Here is a 17946-nt window from a genome sequence, read left to right on the forward strand (position 1 = left end):
GGGTTCAACACGACATGAATCCCTGACATGCAAAACGAACGGGTGCTGCTCGAAGTCATCGCGACGACGCTCGCCGATGCGAAGGCCGCCGCGCGTGGCGGCGCGGATCGCATCGAACTCGTCACGGCGATGGGCGAAGGCGGCCTGACGCCGAGCATCGGCATGATCGAAGCCGTGGTCGCGGCGGTGCCGATTCCCGTGAACGTGATCGTGCGTCCGCATAGCCGTTCGTTCGTCTATGACGCCGGCGACTTTGCCGTGATGTTGCGCGATGTGCGAGCGGCGAAGTCGGCGGGCGCGAACGCTGTCGTGATCGGGATGCTGACGGCGTCGGGAGAGGTGGATCGCGAGAAACTGAAGCGCGCGGCCGAAGCCGCCGACGGCATGCCCCTCACGTTTCATCGCGCATTCGACGAAGCACGCGACCTGCATCGGGCGTTTGATGTCTTGCTCGGCTTCGATGCCGTCACGAATGTGCTGACATCAGGCGGGAAAAGTTCTGTGCTCGATGCGTCTGCGCAGATCAGTGACCTGGTGACGCGCGCGAGCCAGTCGCGTTGCAATGTACTGGCGGGCGCCGGATTGACCGTCGATCGCGTTGCGGACTTCGTGCGCGCGACGCGAGTGAAGGCCGTTCACTTCGGCTCGGGCGTGCGTGCCGGCGGCAACGGTCTTGCTCCCGTCGATGAGGAAAAGGTGCGGCGCGTGCGGACTCTGCTGGACTCGTGACGCTTGTTCATCGATGCCGTGCATGTGCCGCGCTCACGCACGGCACATGCTTTCATGCATCACGTCATTTCGCCACGACGACAGGAATGCCGCGCAACGTTCCCGCGCCCTTCGCTTCTTCGAGTGCCAGCTTGACGGCGGCCCCCGTTGCCGCTTCGATATGCAGACGCGCGGCCAGTTCGCGCTCGCCGCGTTTCACCGCCGCGAGGTTCGCAAGCTTCACGTGACCATAGCCGCGCACGCGGGCATGCAGATCGGCGAGCCTGACGATGTCGTCGGCGGTGACGTCGTTCAGCATCGCGAACGCGCGCTGCATCGTCGTTTCGTAGTCTGTCGAAAGCTCGCGTTCCATGCGGCGCTCGACCGTGCGGCCGAACGGATCGAGCATCGTGCCGCGCAGGCCGCGCCATTTGGCCATCGCGCCGAACACCGGCCACATCCATTGCCCAAAGGTCTTCTTTTTCGGCTTTGCGCCGTGTTGTGCGCGTGAAATCGTCGGCGGAGCGAGGTTGAACTTCACGCCGAAGTCCTTGCCCGCGACGCCTTCGAACTGCGCTTCCAGCGCCGCGCGAAACGCGGGATCGCTATGCAGGCGCGCGACTTCGTATTCGTCCTTCACGGCGAGCAGACGATAGAAGGTCGTCGCGACTGCGCGGCTCAGGCGTGCCTCATGCGCGCCTTCGATCTTGCGCTCAGCGGCGCGCGCCGCATCGACCAGCGCGCGATAACGCTGCACGTAAGCCGCGCCGCCGTAGGCCAGCAGACGCGCTTCGCGATCCGCGATCAGGGCTTCGAGCGTATCCAGCGACACCTCCGCTTTGGCGGCATGGCGCTGCCCCCACAGTGCTTCGAGCCCGGCGGGATCGGCGGCAGCCATGCGGCCGATCGAGAACGCGAGCTGGTTCATCTGCACGGCGACGTTGTTCAGTTCGATTGCGCGCATCATCGCGGCGAACGAGACGGGCACGAGGCCGAGTTGCCACGCAAAGCCGAGCATCAGGATGTTCGCGCCGATCGTATCGCCGAGGAAACGCGTCGCGAGCGCTTGCGCATCGCACGACGACATGCGCGCTTCACCGGCTGCGTGACGCATCTTGTCGAGCAGCGCATCGGCGTGCAGATTCGCATCCGGATTCTGCACGAACGACGCGTTCGGAATCGCGTGCGTGTTCACGACGATCCGGGTGCGGCCATGACGCACCGTCTGCAATGCATCGGCGCTCGCGCCGACCACCATGTCGCAGGCGAGCAGCACGTCGGCTTGCTGCGTGTCGATACGCACCTGGTTGAGCCACTCGTCGCGCGCGGCGAAGCGCACGAACGACAGCACCGAGCCGCCCTTCTGCGCGAAGCCCATGAAGTCGAGCACCGACGCGCTCTTGCCTTCGAGATGCGCGGCCATGCTGATCAGCGCGCCGACCGTCACGACGCCCGTGCCGCCGACGCCCGTCACGAGGATGTCGTACGGCGCGGCATCGAGTTTCGTCGTGGGCAGCGGCAACGCATCGACGCGCGCGGCAAGGGCTGCCGCGTCGAATGCGACGCCCGCCGCCTTCTTCAGCTTGCCGCCTTCGATCGTCACGAAGCTCGGGCAGAAGCCGTTCACGCACGAATAGTCCTTGTTGCACGACGACTGATCGATGCGGCGCTTGCGGCCCAGCGGCGTTTCGACGGGCTCGACGGACAGGCAGTTCGACTGCACGCCGCAATCGCCGCAACCTTCGCACACTTCTTCGTTGATGAAGAGGCGCTTATCCGGGTCGGGAAACTCGCCCTTCTTGCGGCGGCGGCGCTTTTCCGCTGCGCACGTCTGGTCGTAGATCAGCACTGTCACACCGTCGATGTCGCGCAGCTCGCGCTGCACCTTGTCCAGTTCGCTGCGGTGATGGAAGGTCGTGCCTTTCGGGAAAAGGCCATGATGGCCGTCGTACTTCTCGGGCTCGTCGCTGACCACGACGAAATGCGAGACGCCTTCCGCTTCGACCTGGCGCGCGATCTGCGGCACGGAAATGCTGCCGTCCACCGGCTGGCCACCCGTCATCGCGACGGCATCGTTATAGAGGATCTTGTACGTGATCGTCGCCTTCGCCGCGACTGCCTGGCGGATCGCGAGAATGCCCGAGTGGAAGTACGTGCCGTCGCCGAGATTCTGGAATACGTGGCGCGTCTTCGTGAACATCGAATGCGCGGCCCAGTCGACGCCTTCGCCGCCCATCTGGATCAGGCCCGTCGTGTCGCGCTCCATCCACGACGCCATGAAGTGGCAGCCGATGCCGGCCTGCGCGATCGAGCCTTCCGGGACTTTCGTCGAGGTGTTGTGCGGACAGCCCGAGCAGAAATACGGCGTGCGCTTCACGGCGTCGGCGGCATTCGACAGGATTTGCGGCGCGACAAGATCGACCACGCGCTCGCGGCGGTCCAGCGCGGGCTTGTGCTTCGCGAGCCAGTTCGCGAACACGGGCAGAATGCGCGACGGCCGCAACTCACCGAGCGACGACAGCAGCATCGAGCCGTCTTCTGCATGCTTGCCGACGATCGCCGGCCGTGCGCCTTCCTTGCGGTTGTACAGATAGTCCTTGATCTGCTGCTCGATCACGGGGCCTTTCTCTTCGATCACGAGCACTTCAGAAAGCCCGGACACGAACGCGTCGATACGCGTCATTTCGAGCGGGAACGACAGGCCGACCTTGTAGATGCGCACGCCCGCGCGGTCGAGGTCGGCGACGGTGAGATCGAGGCGGCGCAGCGCCTCCATCAGATCGAGATGCGCCTTGCCGCATGTGACGATGCCGACGTTCGCATGCGGGCTCGGCGCGATCCACTTGTCGATGCTGTTGAAGCGCGCGAAGTGGCGCACGGCGTCGAGCTTCGCATGCAGGCGTTGTTCGATCGTGAGACTCGGCAGGTCGGGCCACCGGTTGTGCAGGCCGCCAGCGGGCGTCTGAAAGTCTTCGGGCGCGCGCCATTGCGTTTGCAGCGCGTCGAGATCGACGGTCGAGCCCGACTCCACTGTCTCCGAAATCGCCTTGAAGCCGACCCACGCGCCCGAAAAGCGCGACAGCGCCCAGCCGTAGATGCCGAATTCGAGCATGTCCGCGACATTCGAAGGATTCACGACGGGCATGTGCCACGCGATCATCGCGAAGTCGCTCTGATGCGGCATCGACGACGACACGCAGCCATGATCGTCGCCCGCGACGACCAGCACGCCGCCATGCTGCGACGAGCCGTACGCGTTGCCGTGCTTGAGCGCATCGCCCGCGCGGTCCACGCCCGGGCCCTTGCCGTACCACATCGCGTACACGCCATCGACGGTGCGTTCCGGATCGGCCTCGACGCGCTGCGTGCCGAGCACAGCCGTGCCGCCGAGTTCCTCGTTGATCGCGGGCAGAAAGCGGACGTCGTTTGCGTCGAGCAGTTTCTTCGCTTTCCACAACTGCTGATCGACCATGCCGAGCGGCGAGCCGCGATAGCCGCTGATGAAGCCGGCCGTGTTCAGGCCGCGCGCCTTGTCGAGCTGGCGCTGCATCAGCGCGAGACGCACGAGCGCCTGCGTACCCGTCAGGAAGATGCGGCCGCGCGTGGCGGTGAGGTTGTCCGAGAGGCGGTATTCGGCGAGTGCGGGGGTGCCGTCGATGGGCAGACGAGCGGTCATCGTGAGTCTCCATTTCTTATGCGTTTCGCTGCGGGCACGCCGAAGGTGGCGCCGTCCCAGCGAAAGAGACTCCATTCTTTCGCGTCAAATAGAGAAGATTATTGCTACTTTGTCCGCTTGGGCGAGCAACAGCGAGACGTTTCCGGGCATTGCGGCTCATTTTGAGATGGATCATCCACCGCTTGCCGAAAGCCGCATTTTCGCGGGATTTCGGCTTCCGTTTTCGTGTCCCGCCTGGCCATTTGGATGAGGGCCGCTTGCGCTGCTGTTGGGGTACGCTATGCCGACCGGGTTCTGGAACGAACGCAAAAGGGGGCGCGATGAAACTGTATTACTGGCCGAAGACGCGGGCGTTCCGCGCGCTGTGGATGCTCGAAGAAACGGGCGCACCGTATGAGCTGGCGCACGTGAACATCCGCGCAGGCGAGCAGGACACCACCAACTTCCACCAAGTCAACCCAATGTGCAAGCTGCCCGCGCTCGACGACGACGGCGTGCAGGTCGCCGAATCGGGCGCGGTGCTGCTGTATCTGGCCGACCGTTTCCCGGCGGCGATGCTTGGCGCACCCGTCGGCGATCCGTTGCGCGGGCGCTTTTTGCAATGGCTTTTCTTCACGCCGGGCTGCCTCGAACCGGCGATGGCCGAAAAGATGACGGGCGCATCGGGCAATTCGTTCAGCTTCGGCTGGGGCAATCTGGAGCGGGTGAAGGCGGCCATCGACCAGGCGCTCGGCGAAGGCGACTGGCTGCTGGGTGAGCGCTTTTCCGCCGCCGACCTGCTGCTGGCAAGCACGCTGCAGATCGCGTTCGTCGCAAAGCTGCTCGATCCCGCGGGACGTATCGGCGAGTACGTCGAGCGGGCGATGGCGCGCGAAGCGCATTCGCGCGCGGTGGCCGTCGAGCAGCGCGAAATCGGGGCGCTGAAGTCGGCGCGGTGAAGTCCTGCCCGGACTCGCGCCGAGCCGTCAGCCCGTCGGCTGCTGCCGCAGTTCGTGCGGTTGAAGCGGCACGACCTCGTCGAAGTGCGAGTAGTCGATGTGGCTCACGCCGTTCTCTTCGCGGATCAGATCGACGAATCGGTGCTGCCAGCGGATGTCCTCGCTGGGCCACGAGTAACGGGCCTGCATCGTTTGTGTCGTGTTTTCGTCGGAGCCTTCTATCGTGATCAGAAGCGATGCGTCGTGTTCGGCGAGGCTTTCCTGCGTTTGACCGTAGAGCGGGCTCGCTTCGTCGATGACGTGCATCAGGTTCCAGCCGAGAAAGAACATCGGCTGCTGGTCGCGAACGAGTGCGAGATCGTAGATCTTGCGCAGCACGTAGCCTTCCGACGACCGCTCGACGCGCATCAGCCGCAGCCGCGCGCGGGCCTCGACGATCACGTTCTGTCTCGCGTTCGCGGTGCGCACCATGAGCGTGGTGCGTCCGTCGATAGGGCGCACGATCGCGTAACGCGAAAACATGATCTTGGCGCGCGGGCGCGAGAAGCGCGCGAAGATCAGACCGGTGGCGAGCGCGATCCCCGACATGCCGACGAAGATTTCGAGCGTGGCAACGAAATGCGCGTAAAAGGTCTGCGGATGCATGTCGCCGTAGCCGACCGTCGCGAGCGTCTCCACGCTGAAGAAGAACGCGCCTGCGAAACCTTTGGGGTTCTGGTTCGCAATCGATGCGCCGCCGAGTTCATAGAGCGACGCGAAAATCGAGTTCAGCAGCAGGAACAGTATCGCAAGGGAGATGAAAAAGACGGGCCACGTGATCGTCAGCGCGCGGTGGTAGAGGTCTTGCCAGACGCGCAGCGGCAACCCGTGCGCGACGACGGTGTGCGAGCGGGAGCGAATCTTCCGGTCGAGGATTCGGCCCTGGCGTGACGGGTGATGGTTGGAGTCGGGCGGGGTCGCGCTCATTGTTCTTTTGATTGGCTGACGGACGTATCGCGCAGCGGCGCGGCGCGGCCATGATGCGCGGCGCTCGCTGCGGCGTGTAGTGTAGCGCGGGAATGCCGCCGACATCCGTCGTGGGTTGCTCCGCGTCCGGACAACGCGTGTTTCGTGCGGGCGCGCGAAGCCTCACGAATCCGGGGCGCCGGCGCTGCCTGCGGGCCAGCGTCGACGGACAGGCCGCCGTCAGCGAGACCGCCCGATCCCGGGCGGCAACAGCTCATGGTCAGGCGGCGCAAGCGTGCACTGGCACGGTCAAGGAAACGCGCGTGGCTTCGGCACGCCTGCGCCGTGCTCGATATCGGCCACTGCCTGCTGGTGGGCTGTCTCGACAGCTTCAGCTTCCGTCGCGAAGCCTGTGTCGCCGCCTACCGTGGTCCAGCGCTGCACGGGATGATCGAGATGACGGATCTCATACTCCGCGTCCCAGCGTGCGCCTTGAAGTTCGAGTGGACGCACGTGTATCGCATACACGCCGTAAAGAAAGAGCGGTTCTGCCATGATCGCCTCCGCCTGTTCAACGAGAAAAGGCCGTAGGCGCAGCGCGCGCCGGACGCGCCACGTCTGCCTCGATGCATTAGCCCACTGCCTAAAGTTCGATCTCGCCGAGGATTCTGTGGGCCAGCGCCTTGGCTTCTTCGAGCGCTTCGTCGGCCGTGGCCGAGCTGGCGTCGACTTCGTAGACGGTGTCCTCCGTCTCGTCGCCTTCGTCGCGTGAGAGCGCGACCACGCCCTGGTACTTGCCGCCATCTAAAGCGCGGACCGTCGCCGTCGCCGTATAGAGCCCTTTGGTGTAGGTGACGTCCTCCATGATGCATCTCCTGCAAGGGGGAGATTCCATCGTAGCACGCGTTTTCGACGCTCACATGTCGCCGCCTCGGGGCGTACCCGGGGTCTTGCCAGGCGTCGATGCGTGCCGCCGCGCAGATGCCGCAGTTGCCGGCTCGGTTCGCACGTCGCGCGCGGCCGCCGGCAACCCTGCCGATCAATCCTGCAGCAGCGATACCACTTCGTCGAGCGTCGGCGAATGCGCGCCCGAGTGGCGGCATGCGGCCGCGCCCGCGGCGAGTGCGAACGCCAGATGCTCTTCCCACTTGCGCTGCGGCGCCGTCATCAGGCTGAACAGCAGGCCGCCGATCGACGCATCGCCCGCACCGACGGTATCGGCCACGGCCACGCGCGGCGGCTGCGCTTCGACGATGCGATCGCCGTCGATCAGCGTCGCCTTCTCCGCGCCGCGCGTAACGAGCACGATCGCCTTCGGGTTCATCGCGCGCAGTTGCGCGAGGGCGGCCGCTTCGTCGTCCGTCTTGAAGAGCAGCCGCAGGTCTTCGTCCGACACCTTGATCAGATCGGCCAGCGACGCCATGTGCCGCAGCGTCGGCTCGTAGCCGTGCGCCATCAGGTTGCGGTAGTTCGGATCGAAGCTGATCTTCACGCCGCGTTCGCGCAGGTCGGCGGCAAGCTTCGCGAGCGTCGCGCCGATCGGCTGGCGCACGAGGCTGATGCAGCCGAAGTGCGCCCACTTCACATGCGACATCCAGCCTTCCGGCAGCTTCGACGGATCGAATGCGAGGTCCGCGCTGTTGTCGCCCATGAAAAAGTACGCGGGCGGATGCGTCTGATGCACGACGGCAAGCAGCGGCGCGCGCTCGACGCGCTGCATGAAGCGCATGTCGAGACCGGCGCCGACGCTCGCGTTCCACAGATCGTCGGAGAAGTTGTCGACGCCCAGCGATCCTGCGCACGCGGTCGGCAGGCCGAGCCGCGCGACGGCGCGCGCGACGTTCCAGCCCGCGCCGCCGGGCACCGACAGCCAGCTTGCAGGACCCGTGCGCACGAGATCGGTGAGGATGTCGCCGGCGGATACGAAGTCAGGAAATTCAGGGCTCGCGCTCATGATGCTCACCGTACGAGGTTATTCGGACTGGAAGGTTGCGCTGCGGATTGCAGTGCATGATGCAGCACTTCGTAGCATGCGCCCATCGTGTGATAGTCGGTCTTGCCGGCCGGGCTCTTTTCGTCACTGTACTTGCGGTTGTCGCACGTGAGGATGCGATACCACGCACCATGACGATGATCGACGAAATGCGTCCAGCTATAACGCCAGATCTCGTCATACCAGTCCCAGAAGCGTTCGTTGCCCGTGCGATTGCCGAGCAGCGCCGCTGTCGCGAAGGTTTCCGCCTGCACCCAGAAGTATTTGTCGTGATCGCAGACAGTCCCGTCCGGGCCAAAGCCGTAGTACAGGCCGCCGTGATCGTTGTCCCATGCGTGCGCCATCGCGGCGTCGAACAGCTCGATCGCGCGCGGCAGCAGCCACGGCAATGGGCGGTGACGTTCGAGAATCAGCAGCAGCTTGGCCCATTCCGTCTGATGGCCGGGCTGGAAGCCCCACGGACGGAAGATGTTCGAACTGTCTTCCTCGTTGTAGTGCCAGTCCACCGACCAGTCCGCATGAAAGTGCTCCCACACCAGACCTTGCGACAGCTTCGCCTGCCGCAGCGTGATGTTGGCCGCAATGCGCTCCGCACGGTCCAGGTACACGAGATGGCCCGTCGCCTCATACGCGGCGAGCAGCGCCTCCGTCGTATGCATGTTCGCATTCTGGCCGCGATAGGAACTCACGCGCCAGTCGGCGGCGGCTTCGTCGGCGTAGAGGCCGGTGGCCGGGTCCCAGAAGCGGTGCTCCATCAGCTCGAACGTCGCGCCGATCATCGGCTTCGCTTCCTCGATGCCCGCCATCGCGGCATGCGCGTACGCGAGCAGCACGAACGCGAGGCCGTAGCAATGGCGCGTCGCGTCGAGCGTGCGCTTGTGGCCGTCGCGCCAGTCGATCTCCCAGTCGTAGCCCTGGTGATGCGGGTCCCAATGTCCGTCGTGCAGGAACTTCAGGCCATGCTGCGCGTACTCCAGATGCTGCGGATCGCCGAACTGGCGGTACGCCATCGCGTAGTTGAAGACGAAGCGGCAACTGCTGACGAGGTGCCGCGTCGCCCGGTTATAGATCGAACCGTCGTCGCGGAAAAAGTGAAAGAAGCCGCCGCTCGGATCGAGCACGTTCGGCGCATAGAAGCGCAGCGTGTCTTCGATGTGCGAGAGCAGGAAGTCGCCGTCGCGGAAGCTCGCGACGGGCGGCGCCTTGTGATTGGCGGCGTCGTTGTTCGAAAGGGTGGTTTCGGGTTGTTTCATGGCGTGTTCACCGAGGTGCTGGCACGGACAACGAGTTGGACCGGAACGCGAATATCGAGTGCGGACGGCGTGTCTTCGAGCAGCAGTTCGACGCCGCGCCGCCCGAGCGCTTCCTTGTCGACGGCGATCGTCGTGAGCGGCGGGCGCGCGTGCGCGGCGGCGGGAATGTCATCGAAGCCGACGATCGCGATGTCTTCCGGCACCCGCACGCCGCGCGCGAGACACACGCGCAGCGCGGCGAGCGCCGCGAGGTCGTTGTAGGCGAAGACGGCGTCCGGGCGCGGGCCGGGACGGTCGAGCAGTTGCTCCATCGCGAGCGCGGCGCCTGCGTCGGGATCGAGGCCGGCATCGATCGTCACTTCCAGCGACGGATCGAACAGCAGCCCCGCTTCGAAGAACGCGCGCCGATAGCCGAGCGCGCGCTGCGCGATGCTGTAGTGCGCGAGCGAGCCGCCGATGAACGCGACGCGCGTGCGGTTCTGCGCGAACAGATGCTGCATCGCGAGCGCGGCGCCCGCCTGGTTGTCGAGATTCACCGAACGCAGGTTCGGCGCCCACAGGTCGATCAGCACGAGCGGGCGCTGCATCGAGGCGAGCGTCGCGAGCGTTTCCGGCTCGACGAAGCCGGCGACGGCGATTGCGTCGGGCGCATGCAGACGCATCTGCTGGAGCACGTCCTCGGTCGGGCCGGCCGTCAGTACGGAAGGAACGATGCCGTGCTCGCGGCAGGCGTCTTCGACGCCGTGCAGCACATGCGAGAAGAATGGGCTGACGGCGAAATTATTGTGATGACGATGCAGCAAAAAGGTGAGCCGGCGGATGCGCGGACGCAGTTGCGCGGAATCGTAGCCCAGCCGGCGCGCCGTTTCGACGACGCGCTCGCGCGTCGACTCCGACAAGCCCGGCTGATTTTTCAGTGCTCGCGAAACCGTGCCGATCGACACGCTGGCTGCGCGGGCGACGTCGCGAATCGTTGTTGCCATCGAAAGAAACGGCGGAGCGCCGCGGCGGGGTTCAGGTTCGGGTGATTGTATAGTAAAACGTCGCACGGAAAACCCGGTTCGACGATGTTCGATACGCGTAGATACCCGTACGTAGGCGCATTCGATTTATATCGTTCGTTTAGTAAAATTCACTAAACGATGCATTCGATTCATTATTGGGTTGGATTGCGAGGCGCTGCGATGACGCGCGCGAGCGCTTTGCGCGCGTGATTGCGGATGGCGGGATGAGACGACGGGGAAACGCGCAGTTCGAGCCTCGATGCGAAGGTGACTGCCCGTCATGACAAGGAGATGTCGGCGAAAGACGCGCGGCGTCGGGGACGAAAGCGCGGAAGCCGAGGGGATGCCGTGTGTCTGCGGCGTTACGAAGCTCAATCGACGGTCGCTGCCGCCGTACGTCCTTGCAACAGCGCCTGGCTTTCTTCGAATTCGACCAGCACGAGACCGGACGCCTCGCTTTTCGCACGCCGCTTCGCGAGCGCAGCCACGGACGCGATGTCCTCGCTGCTGTACATCGGCCCGCCTGCTTGCGGCTGCACTTGCACGCAGCCGATCGCCATCGTCACGAAGCCGCAGAAGGTCGGATTGCCGCGCCGGTCCTCGCCGTGGATGCCGCCCGCGAGCCGGTCGCCCGGCGCGTAGAAGCGCTGCGCGCCTTCGTTGAAGATCTGGATCGCACGCTGCGCGCGCTCGCGCCAGTCGTCGCTCTGGAACAGGACCAGGAAGTCGTCTCCGCCGACATGCCCGAGGAAATCGCGCGTCGGATCGCAGACTTGCGCCAGCACGTTCGCGGCGAACTTCAGCACTTCGTCGCCTTGCCAATACCCGTACTGATCGTTGAACGGCTTGAAGTGGTTCAGGTCCACGTAGCACGCGTAAAAGCACGCGTCGTGACCAAGCAGCCGCGCGATGTGCGAGCTGATCGGGATGTTGCCCGGCAAGAAGGTGAGGGGATTCGCGTAGCGCGCCGCCTCGATGCGCACTTCGGTGACTGCGCGCACGAGGCTTTCACCCGTGCCCAGGCCGACGTACTCGCCCTGATCCGTAATCACGAAGCCGTCGGCGAGATAACGCTGGTCGTCGCTGGCAAGGAGCTTCGCCATGTTCTCGACGGTCATCGACTTTTCGATGATGACGGGCGACGCGTTCGCGAACAGCATGCACGGCCGCTTGCCGAACAGTTCGCGGTGGTACGGCAGCGCGTAGCGGTCCATGAACGCGCGCCGGTTGATCAGCGCAACCGGCTCGTTGTGCTCGATGACGGCGACGGCATGCAAATTGGGCAGCCGGTTGAACAGTTCGAGCACATCGTTGTTCGTCGCGTGGCGTTCCAGCGCGGGTGCGTGCACGATCATCTTCGCCGACGCCATTCCGCCCGGCGGCGAAGCGCTCACCGTGCGCGTCGCTCCTGGGAACACCGCGATATGGCCCGCACGAAGCGCCTCGCGCGCGTCGTCGGAGACGGTGCGCAGCGGATGCGCATGCGGCCTGCCGAAGAAATAGCCTTGTCCGCAGGCGATGCCCATATCGCGCACGACGATCAGGTCCGCTTCGTTCTCGATTCCCTCGGCGATCAGCCGCGCGCCGCTCGCGGCCGCGAAGTGCTGCATCGCCTTGACGGCCTCGAACTTGAGCGGGTCGCTGGCGATGTCATGAATGAAGAAGCGGTCGATTTTCACGACGTCCGGTTGCAGCCGCACCCACAGGTTCATGCTCGCGTTCGCCGTGCCGTAGTCGTCGAGCGCGAACTCGGCGCCCGCCTTACGCAACACCGAAATAGCGGGCAGGAAATTGGCAAAGTCGGGAATCGCGCTTTGCTCCGTGAGTTCGATCACGATGCGTTCGGCATCCACGCCCATGTTGCGAAGCAGCGCGAACGTGCCGTCGCGGTCGTCCGCCAACTGGCGGATTGCACCCGCGCTGAAGTTCAGGAACAGCTTGCCGTCGTACGCGAGCTTCGCGAATGCCTCGATGCAGGTGCGCGCCGCGGCACGCTCCAGCGCAATCGCGCTGCCTTCGGCGGACGCCTGGGCGAACAGCGCGTACGGCGTTTCCAGCGCGGTCCCGGCCGGCCCGCGAATCAGCCCTTCGTAACCGAGAATCGCGCGGTCTTCGAAATCGACGATCGGCTGGAACACGGCGCAGAGGCCACGCTGCGCGATCAGGTCTACGATGCGCGGCGCTACGGTGGATGAGGACGAGCGTTGGGACATGACAGACAGCCGGAACATTGGTTCGACGGCTTATCGGCAGCAAGGCGCTGAAATTAAATGAATTTTTAGTGACATTCGGATCGCCGAGAGGCGTACCGGAAGCGCTTCCACTATCTGGGATTGATGGGCATTTTTCCTATGCCATCGCGTCGAGGCGACACCAGGCGCCTGCCACGCTGAAATAAGCAAAAGCCGCCCGAAGGCGGCCTTCCACGACATGCACTCAGGGAGAGCGCTTATGAACGGTTTATATCAATCGGGCACAGGGCTAGCGGCGGGCAACGGCGGCTGCCGCGCCCTTTTGCGCGGCGCGCTTTTCGGCGCTGGTGTCGCGCGCGCCCCAGCGTTGCGCCAGCGCCGCGCAGACCATCAGCTGGATTTGATGGAAGAGCATCAGCGGAAGCACGACAGCGCCGACCGCATGCGTCGCGAAAATCACCTTTGCCATGGGCACGCCGGCCGCGAGGCTCTTCTTCGAGCCGCAGAAAATAATCGTGATCTGGTCTGCGCGGCTGAAGCCAAGGCGCTTGCTGACGAACATCGTCAAAAGCAGCGCGAGCGCCAGCAGCACCGCACATACCACGAGCAGGCCGCCCAGCGCGGCGAGCGGAATCTGATGCCACAGGCCTTCGTTGACGGCCTCGCTGAAAGCCGCATATACCACCAGCAGGATCGAGCCCTGGTCGACGAACTTCAGCACGGCGCGGTTGCGCTCGATCCATCCACCGATCATCGGCCTCAGCAACTGCCCGGCGACGAACGGCACCAGCAACTGCAGCACGATATTCCATACCGTATGCCACGGCGACGCACCGCTTGCCGCCTGGCTGCTCACGATAAGGCTGACGAGGGCAGGAGTAATGAAGATGCCGAGCAGGCTGGACGCCGACGCGCTGCATACGGCAGCCGGCACGTTGCCCTTAGCAATCGACGTGAACGCAATCGACGACTGAACCGTCGACGGCAGCGTGCAGAGAAAGAGGATGCCGGCGTAGAGCGACGGCGTCACGAGGGGCGAAAGAAGCGGTTTGAGCACGAGCCCGAGTATCGGAAACAGCGCGAACGTGCTTAGCAGGACGACGAGGTGCAGCCGCCAATGCGTCGCGCCGGCGATGATGGCCTCGCGCGACAGCTTGGCGCCATGCAGAAAAAACAGCAGCCCGACGGCGACATCCGTGACCCAGTTGAACGCCATCGCCGCCTGGCCGCGAACGGGCAACAGGCTGGCGAGAACCACCGTGCCGATCAGGCATAGCGTGAAATTGTCGGGAAGGAGTTTCGGACGGGCCATCTTTGAAATCTCGCTGCTGATGAGGCGGTGCCCATGCAAGCGGTGGCAGGCGAACGCCGAGCGCCTATTGTCGACGCAAAGCGATTGAAAAAGCAAATTCATTTGCCGAATTGATTAATTACCTAAACGCATGAAAGCCTGCCTGGTGTCGTTGCGCGCGCATCGTCATGCATGGTGCGGCGGGCGTTTGGATGGGCGTCGGACAACGTCGTATTGGTCTACAGAAAGCGCCAATTTTCTCGTCTCTGCTCAGACGAATTCAGTTGTTCGAACGACTTGTTTTCAGCGCTTTTTCACGGGGTTCTGCAAGCGGTTTGTGGCGAAAAAGCGTCGCAGTAACAATGCGTTACAAGAGTGCGGCAGACCTAACACATTTTGGCTCGACACCCTTGGAGGGCGCCAATAAATTACTGTTCGAAGGCCGTTGGGACATCGCGCGATGCATGTCGTATGCAGCCGCGTCAGTCCCGGAACAAGCTCAGCCGCTGCTCGAACGGTGGGCTTCAAGGCGGGTCGTCGGGCAGGTGAAACATGGTGCACGTAGGGCTGTCGAGAATGAAATGGTGGGCGACGGGCGCGCTGGTCGTTGCGCTGACTTCGCTCGCCTACGCAAAGCCTGTGTTCGGTCCGCACGAAGGGCACGGCTTCTTCGGCGGCAGTTCAAGCTTTCACGGGTCGTCGTTTGGCGGCACGGTGCATATGAATCAGGGGCCACGCGCGAATATTTCGCATGAGACGCCGCGCGTCATGCCAGGTCCGGGTCACATCAGCCGGTATGCGCGAAACGAATCGCAGTCGCAGCACCTGCACGTGAATGCGCCCAGCCGGGGCAGTTTGAACGATACTTTCGCGGGTCGCGTCGACGGCGGCAATGCACGGGCGTACGGGTCGCAACGCATGCCGCTGCCGCCGGATGTCTACCGCAACCGTCCGACGGCGCAATACGTCGGTACTCAGTACGCCGGCGCGATTACTCCTGTGAGCACGGAATCGCGCAACACGCCTCGACCGCCGTCGAACACGCAACCGGCGCACATCGGCTCGATCCGCGACGACGTCACGCGCTACAACGAAGAACGCGGCGCATCTCGTCAGATTCCGCGTCCGCCTGGCGATTCTTCGCGCATTCCGTCGCCATCGCCTTACCGTAACTGATCCCTGCGAGTCCTTTCGCGCTCCCTTTTGCCTGGACGTTTGAACGTTTAACCTCTTCCGCCTCGTTCTGATGGCGGATTCCTTCTCCTGCGTTTTCCGCGTCCCACAGACGGGCCGCTTCCGCCCGTACGTCCGACAATTGCCCATGCGGTCGATAAGACGTCGCCAGGACGCCACACTTTATTGAAAACGCTCGTCAGCCTCCGCTGTTTTGTCGTCAAATCTCGCCTCCGTTGATGCACTGCGTCAACAAATGGCTGATGCGTCTGCGGTATCTCAGCATCCGCGCACCTGAACGCGCGCGCGGGAACTTGCGGCGCTGCGGAAACCAGGTGCGTCGGCAACCAATACCCGGCCGAAAGTCGGCCAAGCTATTCAGTCCGATATACCGGCAATAAGCACAGATATTTTTGTCCGCAAAAATGGTCCGCAAAGATTTGTCCCAGCCCAGATTGGCTCGGACGATCCAGACGGATAACAAGCACACGGATCAGGCGAGCGCCCCGCCGCACAGCCACACCCTTTTGACAAAGATTGGAGAACCCATGAAAACAACCGTCAGCCGTGCGCTGAGAACAACTCTGAAGGCGAGCGTCGTCGGCGCCTTGCTGGCCGTCGCGTCGACCTCGTCGTTCGCGCAGTCGAGCGTGCAGCTTTATGGTCAGGTCGACGAATGGGTTGGCGTGACCAAGTTCCCGGGCAACCAGGCCGCGTGGAACGTGTCGGGCGGCGGCATGTCGACGTCGTACTGGGGCCTCAAGGGCGCTGAGGATCTCGGCAACGGCTACAAGGCGATCTTCACGCTCGAAGACTTCTTCCGTGCTCAGAACGGCAAGTTCGGCCGATTCGATGGCGACACGTTCTTCGGGCGTAACGCGTACGTCGGTATCGAGTCGCCGTTCGGCACGGTGACGGCGGGCCGTCTGACGACGCACCTGTTCGTGTCGACGATCCTCTTCAACCCGTTCATCGACTCGTACGTCTTCTCGCCCGCCGTCTATCACGTGTTCCTCGGACTGGGCACGTTCCCGACCTACACGACGGATATGGGCGTGGTCGGCGATTCCGGCTGGAACAACGCGGTCCAGTATTCGTCGCCGGACTTCAGCGGCCTGTCGGGCAGCGCGATGTATGCGTTCGGCAACACGGCCGGCCACAACGGCTCGAAGAAGTACAGCGCGCAGTTCCTGTACTTCCACGGTCCGTTCGCGGCGACGGGCGTCTTTCAGTACGTCAACTTCAACAACAGCCCGACCGACCTGGGTTCGCTGGTCGCGGGCCTGAAGAGCCAGTCGGTCGGCCAGCTAGGCGTGTCGTACGACCTGAAGTTCGTGAAGTTCTACGGTCAGTACATGTACACGAAGAACGACCAGGACGTCGGCAGTTGGCACGTGAATACGGCGCAAGGCGGCGTGTCGGTGCCGGCCGGCCCGGGCACCGTGATGGCGTCGTACGCGTACTCGCGCGACGCCGGCGGCCTCGACCAGATGCATCAGTCCGCGGCGATCGGCTACGACTATCCGCTCTCCAAGCGCACCGACGTGTACGCGGCGTACCTTTACGACAAGTACACGAGCCAGTCGTCGGGCTACACGGCGGGCGTCGGCCTTCGCGCGAAGTTCTGACCGACGCCTTCAGGACGTATTCCTGCCCGGCCCTGCCTTCTTCACGGAACGCAGGGCTTTTTCTTTCGACGCACCCGGCGTCGCCCATTGCCGACCGCTCCTTGATAAAGTCCAGGAAATCAGCCCGATTCATTCCTGTCCGGAGCGAGCAGCCATGGATACTCTCGTCAGCATGAAAGTGTTTCGCCACGTGGTCGAGGTGGGCAGCTTTGTCGGCGCGGCGGACAAGATGGACATGTCAGCGGCGATGGCGAGCAAGCATGTGATGCATCTCGAGCAGCAGCTCGGCGCGCGGCTCTTGAACCGGACCACGCGCCGCGTCGCGCCGACGGAAGCGGGTCGCGAGTACTACGAGCGCTTGAGCCAGGTGCTATCGGAACTGGAGGAAGCCGAGCAGGCGGTCGGCGCGGCGAGCGTCGTGCCGCAAGGGCGCTTGCGTGTGTCGGCGCTGTCGGCTTTCGGTCTGCGTCACGTGATGAGCGCCGTCGCCGACTTCGCCACGCAGCATCCGCAAGTCACCGTCGATATCACGCTGTCGGATCGTGTCGTGGAGTTGATCGACGAAGGTTTCGACGTTGCGATCCGTGCGTCGCCGTCGGGGCTCAAGTCGTCGTCGCTGATCGCGCGGCAGGTGGCGACCGCGCATCTCGTGCTGTGCGCGTCGCCGGAATATATCGAGCGCCATGGCGCGCCGAAGCGCGTCGCCGATCTCGCGCGGCACAACTTCATCCAGTACGCGGGCGTATCCGCGCTCGAACTGGTGGCTGGCGCGAATACCGACAACGCGCGCGTCAAGATCTCGGGCAACCTGATCGTCAATCATCTGGAGGCGCAGCGCGTCGTCGTGCTGCAGGGCGCGGCGCTCGCGCTGCTCGGCACCGAAGTGATCGGCGACGATCTGGCGGAAGGGCGCCTCGTGCCGCTGCTCGTCGATGAGCTGCCGCCGCGCGAACTGCCGATTCATATCGTGTATGCGAGCCGGCGGCATCTGTCGGCGAAGGTGCGTTCATTCGTCGATTTCATCGCGGAGCGCTTCGCGAGCGAGACACTCTGGCCGACGCTCGATCAGATCCGAGCGCTGGCGGCGCGGTGAGCGTTCCGGCCGCGCTCCGTCGAAGGCCGCCCGGGTGATCGGGGCATGTCGT

The 17946-nt window shown here is 64.1% G+C and carries 14 protein-coding genes; 5 read left to right on the forward strand and 9 right to left on the reverse strand.

Annotation, left to right across the window (positions count from 1 at the left end):
• Window positions 1–27 precede the first annotated feature (27 nt).
• The gene (locus tag J8I87_RS03190; RefSeq protein ID WP_209930001.1) at window positions 28–729 is read left to right on the forward strand and encodes a copper homeostasis protein CutC; all 702 of its coding nucleotides are present in this window, start codon (window positions 28–30) and stop codon (window positions 727–729) included.
• Between the two features lie 64 nt (window positions 730–793).
• Here J8I87_RS03190 and J8I87_RS03195 read toward each other — a convergent pair whose 3' ends face one another.
• Window positions 794–4384, reverse strand: a complete 3591-nt coding sequence (locus J8I87_RS03195) for an indolepyruvate ferredoxin oxidoreductase family protein (RefSeq protein ID WP_209930002.1) — start codon at window positions 4382–4384, stop codon at window positions 794–796.
• Window positions 4385–4704: 320 nt separating this feature from the next.
• On the opposite strand from J8I87_RS03195, the gene J8I87_RS03200 reads away from it, so the two are divergent.
• Complete coding sequence (locus J8I87_RS03200; protein ID WP_209930003.1) at window positions 4705–5322, forward strand: glutathione S-transferase family protein; 618 nt, start codon at window positions 4705–4707, stop codon at window positions 5320–5322.
• Between the two features lie 27 nt (window positions 5323–5349).
• On the opposite strand, the gene J8I87_RS03205 is transcribed toward J8I87_RS03200, so the two are convergent.
• The 8 genes from J8I87_RS03205 to J8I87_RS03240 form a co-directional block, all read right to left on the reverse strand.
• Entirely contained in the window at window positions 5350–6288 is a 939-nt protein-coding gene (locus J8I87_RS03205) for an ion channel (protein ID WP_209930004.1), read from the reverse strand.
• Between the two features lie 288 nt (window positions 6289–6576).
• Window positions 6577–6822: a hypothetical protein gene (locus J8I87_RS03210; RefSeq protein WP_209930005.1), complete on the reverse strand. Its 246-nt coding sequence runs from the start codon at window positions 6820–6822 to the stop codon at window positions 6577–6579.
• Window positions 6823–6910: 88 nt separating this feature from the next.
• On the reverse strand, window positions 6911–7132 hold the full coding sequence (locus J8I87_RS03215; RefSeq protein ID WP_209930006.1) for a hypothetical protein: 222 nt from the start codon (window positions 7130–7132) through the stop codon (window positions 6911–6913).
• Between the two features lie 174 nt (window positions 7133–7306).
• A complete protein-coding gene (locus J8I87_RS03220) occupies window positions 7307–8221 on the reverse strand; it encodes a carbohydrate kinase family protein (RefSeq protein ID WP_209930007.1) in 915 nt (304 codons plus the stop codon).
• A 5-nt stretch (window positions 8222–8226) separates the two neighbouring features.
• Complete coding sequence (locus tag J8I87_RS03225) at window positions 8227–9513, reverse strand: AGE family epimerase/isomerase (protein WP_209930008.1); 1287 nt, start codon at window positions 9511–9513, stop codon at window positions 8227–8229.
• Window positions 9510–10496: a LacI family DNA-binding transcriptional regulator gene (locus J8I87_RS03230; RefSeq protein WP_209930009.1), complete on the reverse strand. Its 987-nt coding sequence runs from the start codon at window positions 10494–10496 to the stop codon at window positions 9510–9512. Before J8I87_RS03230 ends, J8I87_RS03225 begins: the two co-directional genes overlap by 4 nt.
• Window positions 10497–10888: 392 nt before the next feature.
• Window positions 10889–12730 (reverse strand): phosphodiesterase, encoded by a 1842-nt coding sequence (locus tag J8I87_RS03235; RefSeq protein WP_209930010.1) that lies wholly within the window; start codon window positions 12728–12730, stop codon window positions 10889–10891.
• A 268-nt stretch (window positions 12731–12998) separates the two neighbouring features.
• On the reverse strand, window positions 12999–14021 hold the full coding sequence (locus tag J8I87_RS03240; RefSeq protein ID WP_209930011.1) for a bile acid:sodium symporter family protein: 1023 nt from the start codon (window positions 14019–14021) through the stop codon (window positions 12999–13001).
• 531 nt (window positions 14022–14552) lie between these two features.
• On the opposite strand from J8I87_RS03240, the gene J8I87_RS03245 reads away from it, so the two are divergent.
• From J8I87_RS03245 to J8I87_RS03255, 3 genes are all read left to right on the forward strand, one after another.
• Window positions 14553–15176 (forward strand): hypothetical protein, encoded by a 624-nt coding sequence (locus J8I87_RS03245; protein ID WP_209930012.1) that lies wholly within the window; start codon window positions 14553–14555, stop codon window positions 15174–15176.
• Window positions 15177–15721: 545 nt separating this feature from the next.
• Window positions 15722–16801 (forward strand): porin, encoded by a 1080-nt coding sequence (locus J8I87_RS03250; RefSeq protein WP_209930013.1) that lies wholly within the window; start codon window positions 15722–15724, stop codon window positions 16799–16801.
• A 154-nt stretch (window positions 16802–16955) separates the two neighbouring features.
• Window positions 16956–17894, forward strand: a complete 939-nt coding sequence (locus J8I87_RS03255) for a LysR family transcriptional regulator (protein ID WP_209930014.1) — start codon at window positions 16956–16958, stop codon at window positions 17892–17894.
• The last annotated feature ends 52 nt before the right edge of the window (window positions 17895–17946 follow it).

It is taken from the genome of Paraburkholderia sp. LEh10, assembly GCF_017814945.1.
In the GTDB taxonomy this organism is placed as follows: Bacteria; Pseudomonadota; Gammaproteobacteria; order Burkholderiales; family Burkholderiaceae; genus Paraburkholderia.

Coding starts and splice junctions, on each gene's coding strand:
- J8I87_RS03190 (WP_209930001.1), top strand. CDS start 28: ATGCAAAACGAACGGGTGCTGCTCGAAGTCATCGCGACGACGCTCGCC.
- J8I87_RS03195 (WP_209930002.1), bottom strand. CDS start 4,384: ATGACCGCTCGTCTGCCCATCGACGGCACCCCCGCACTCGCCGAATAC.
- J8I87_RS03200 (WP_209930003.1), top strand. CDS start 4,705: ATGAAACTGTATTACTGGCCGAAGACGCGGGCGTTCCGCGCGCTGTGG.
- J8I87_RS03205 (WP_209930004.1), bottom strand. CDS start 6,288: ATGAGCGCGACCCCGCCCGACTCCAACCATCACCCGTCACGCCAGGGC.
- J8I87_RS03210 (WP_209930005.1), bottom strand. CDS start 6,822: ATGGCAGAACCGCTCTTTCTTTACGGCGTGTATGCGATACACGTGCGT.
- J8I87_RS03215 (WP_209930006.1), bottom strand. CDS start 7,132: ATGGAGGACGTCACCTACACCAAAGGGCTCTATACGGCGACGGCGACG.
- J8I87_RS03220 (WP_209930007.1), bottom strand. CDS start 8,221: ATGAGCGCGAGCCCTGAATTTCCTGACTTCGTATCCGCCGGCGACATC.
- J8I87_RS03225 (WP_209930008.1), bottom strand. CDS start 9,513: ATGAAACAACCCGAAACCACCCTTTCGAACAACGACGCCGCCAATCAC.
- J8I87_RS03230 (WP_209930009.1), bottom strand. CDS start 10,496: ATGGCAACAACGATTCGCGACGTCGCCCGCGCAGCCAGCGTGTCGATC.
- J8I87_RS03235 (WP_209930010.1), bottom strand. CDS start 12,730: ATGTCCCAACGCTCGTCCTCATCCACCGTAGCGCCGCGCATCGTAGAC.
- J8I87_RS03240 (WP_209930011.1), bottom strand. CDS start 14,021: ATGGCCCGTCCGAAACTCCTTCCCGACAATTTCACGCTATGCCTGATC.
- J8I87_RS03245 (WP_209930012.1), top strand. CDS start 14,553: ATGGTGCACGTAGGGCTGTCGAGAATGAAATGGTGGGCGACGGGCGCG.
- J8I87_RS03250 (WP_209930013.1), top strand. CDS start 15,722: ATGAAAACAACCGTCAGCCGTGCGCTGAGAACAACTCTGAAGGCGAGC.
- J8I87_RS03255 (WP_209930014.1), top strand. CDS start 16,956: ATGGATACTCTCGTCAGCATGAAAGTGTTTCGCCACGTGGTCGAGGTG.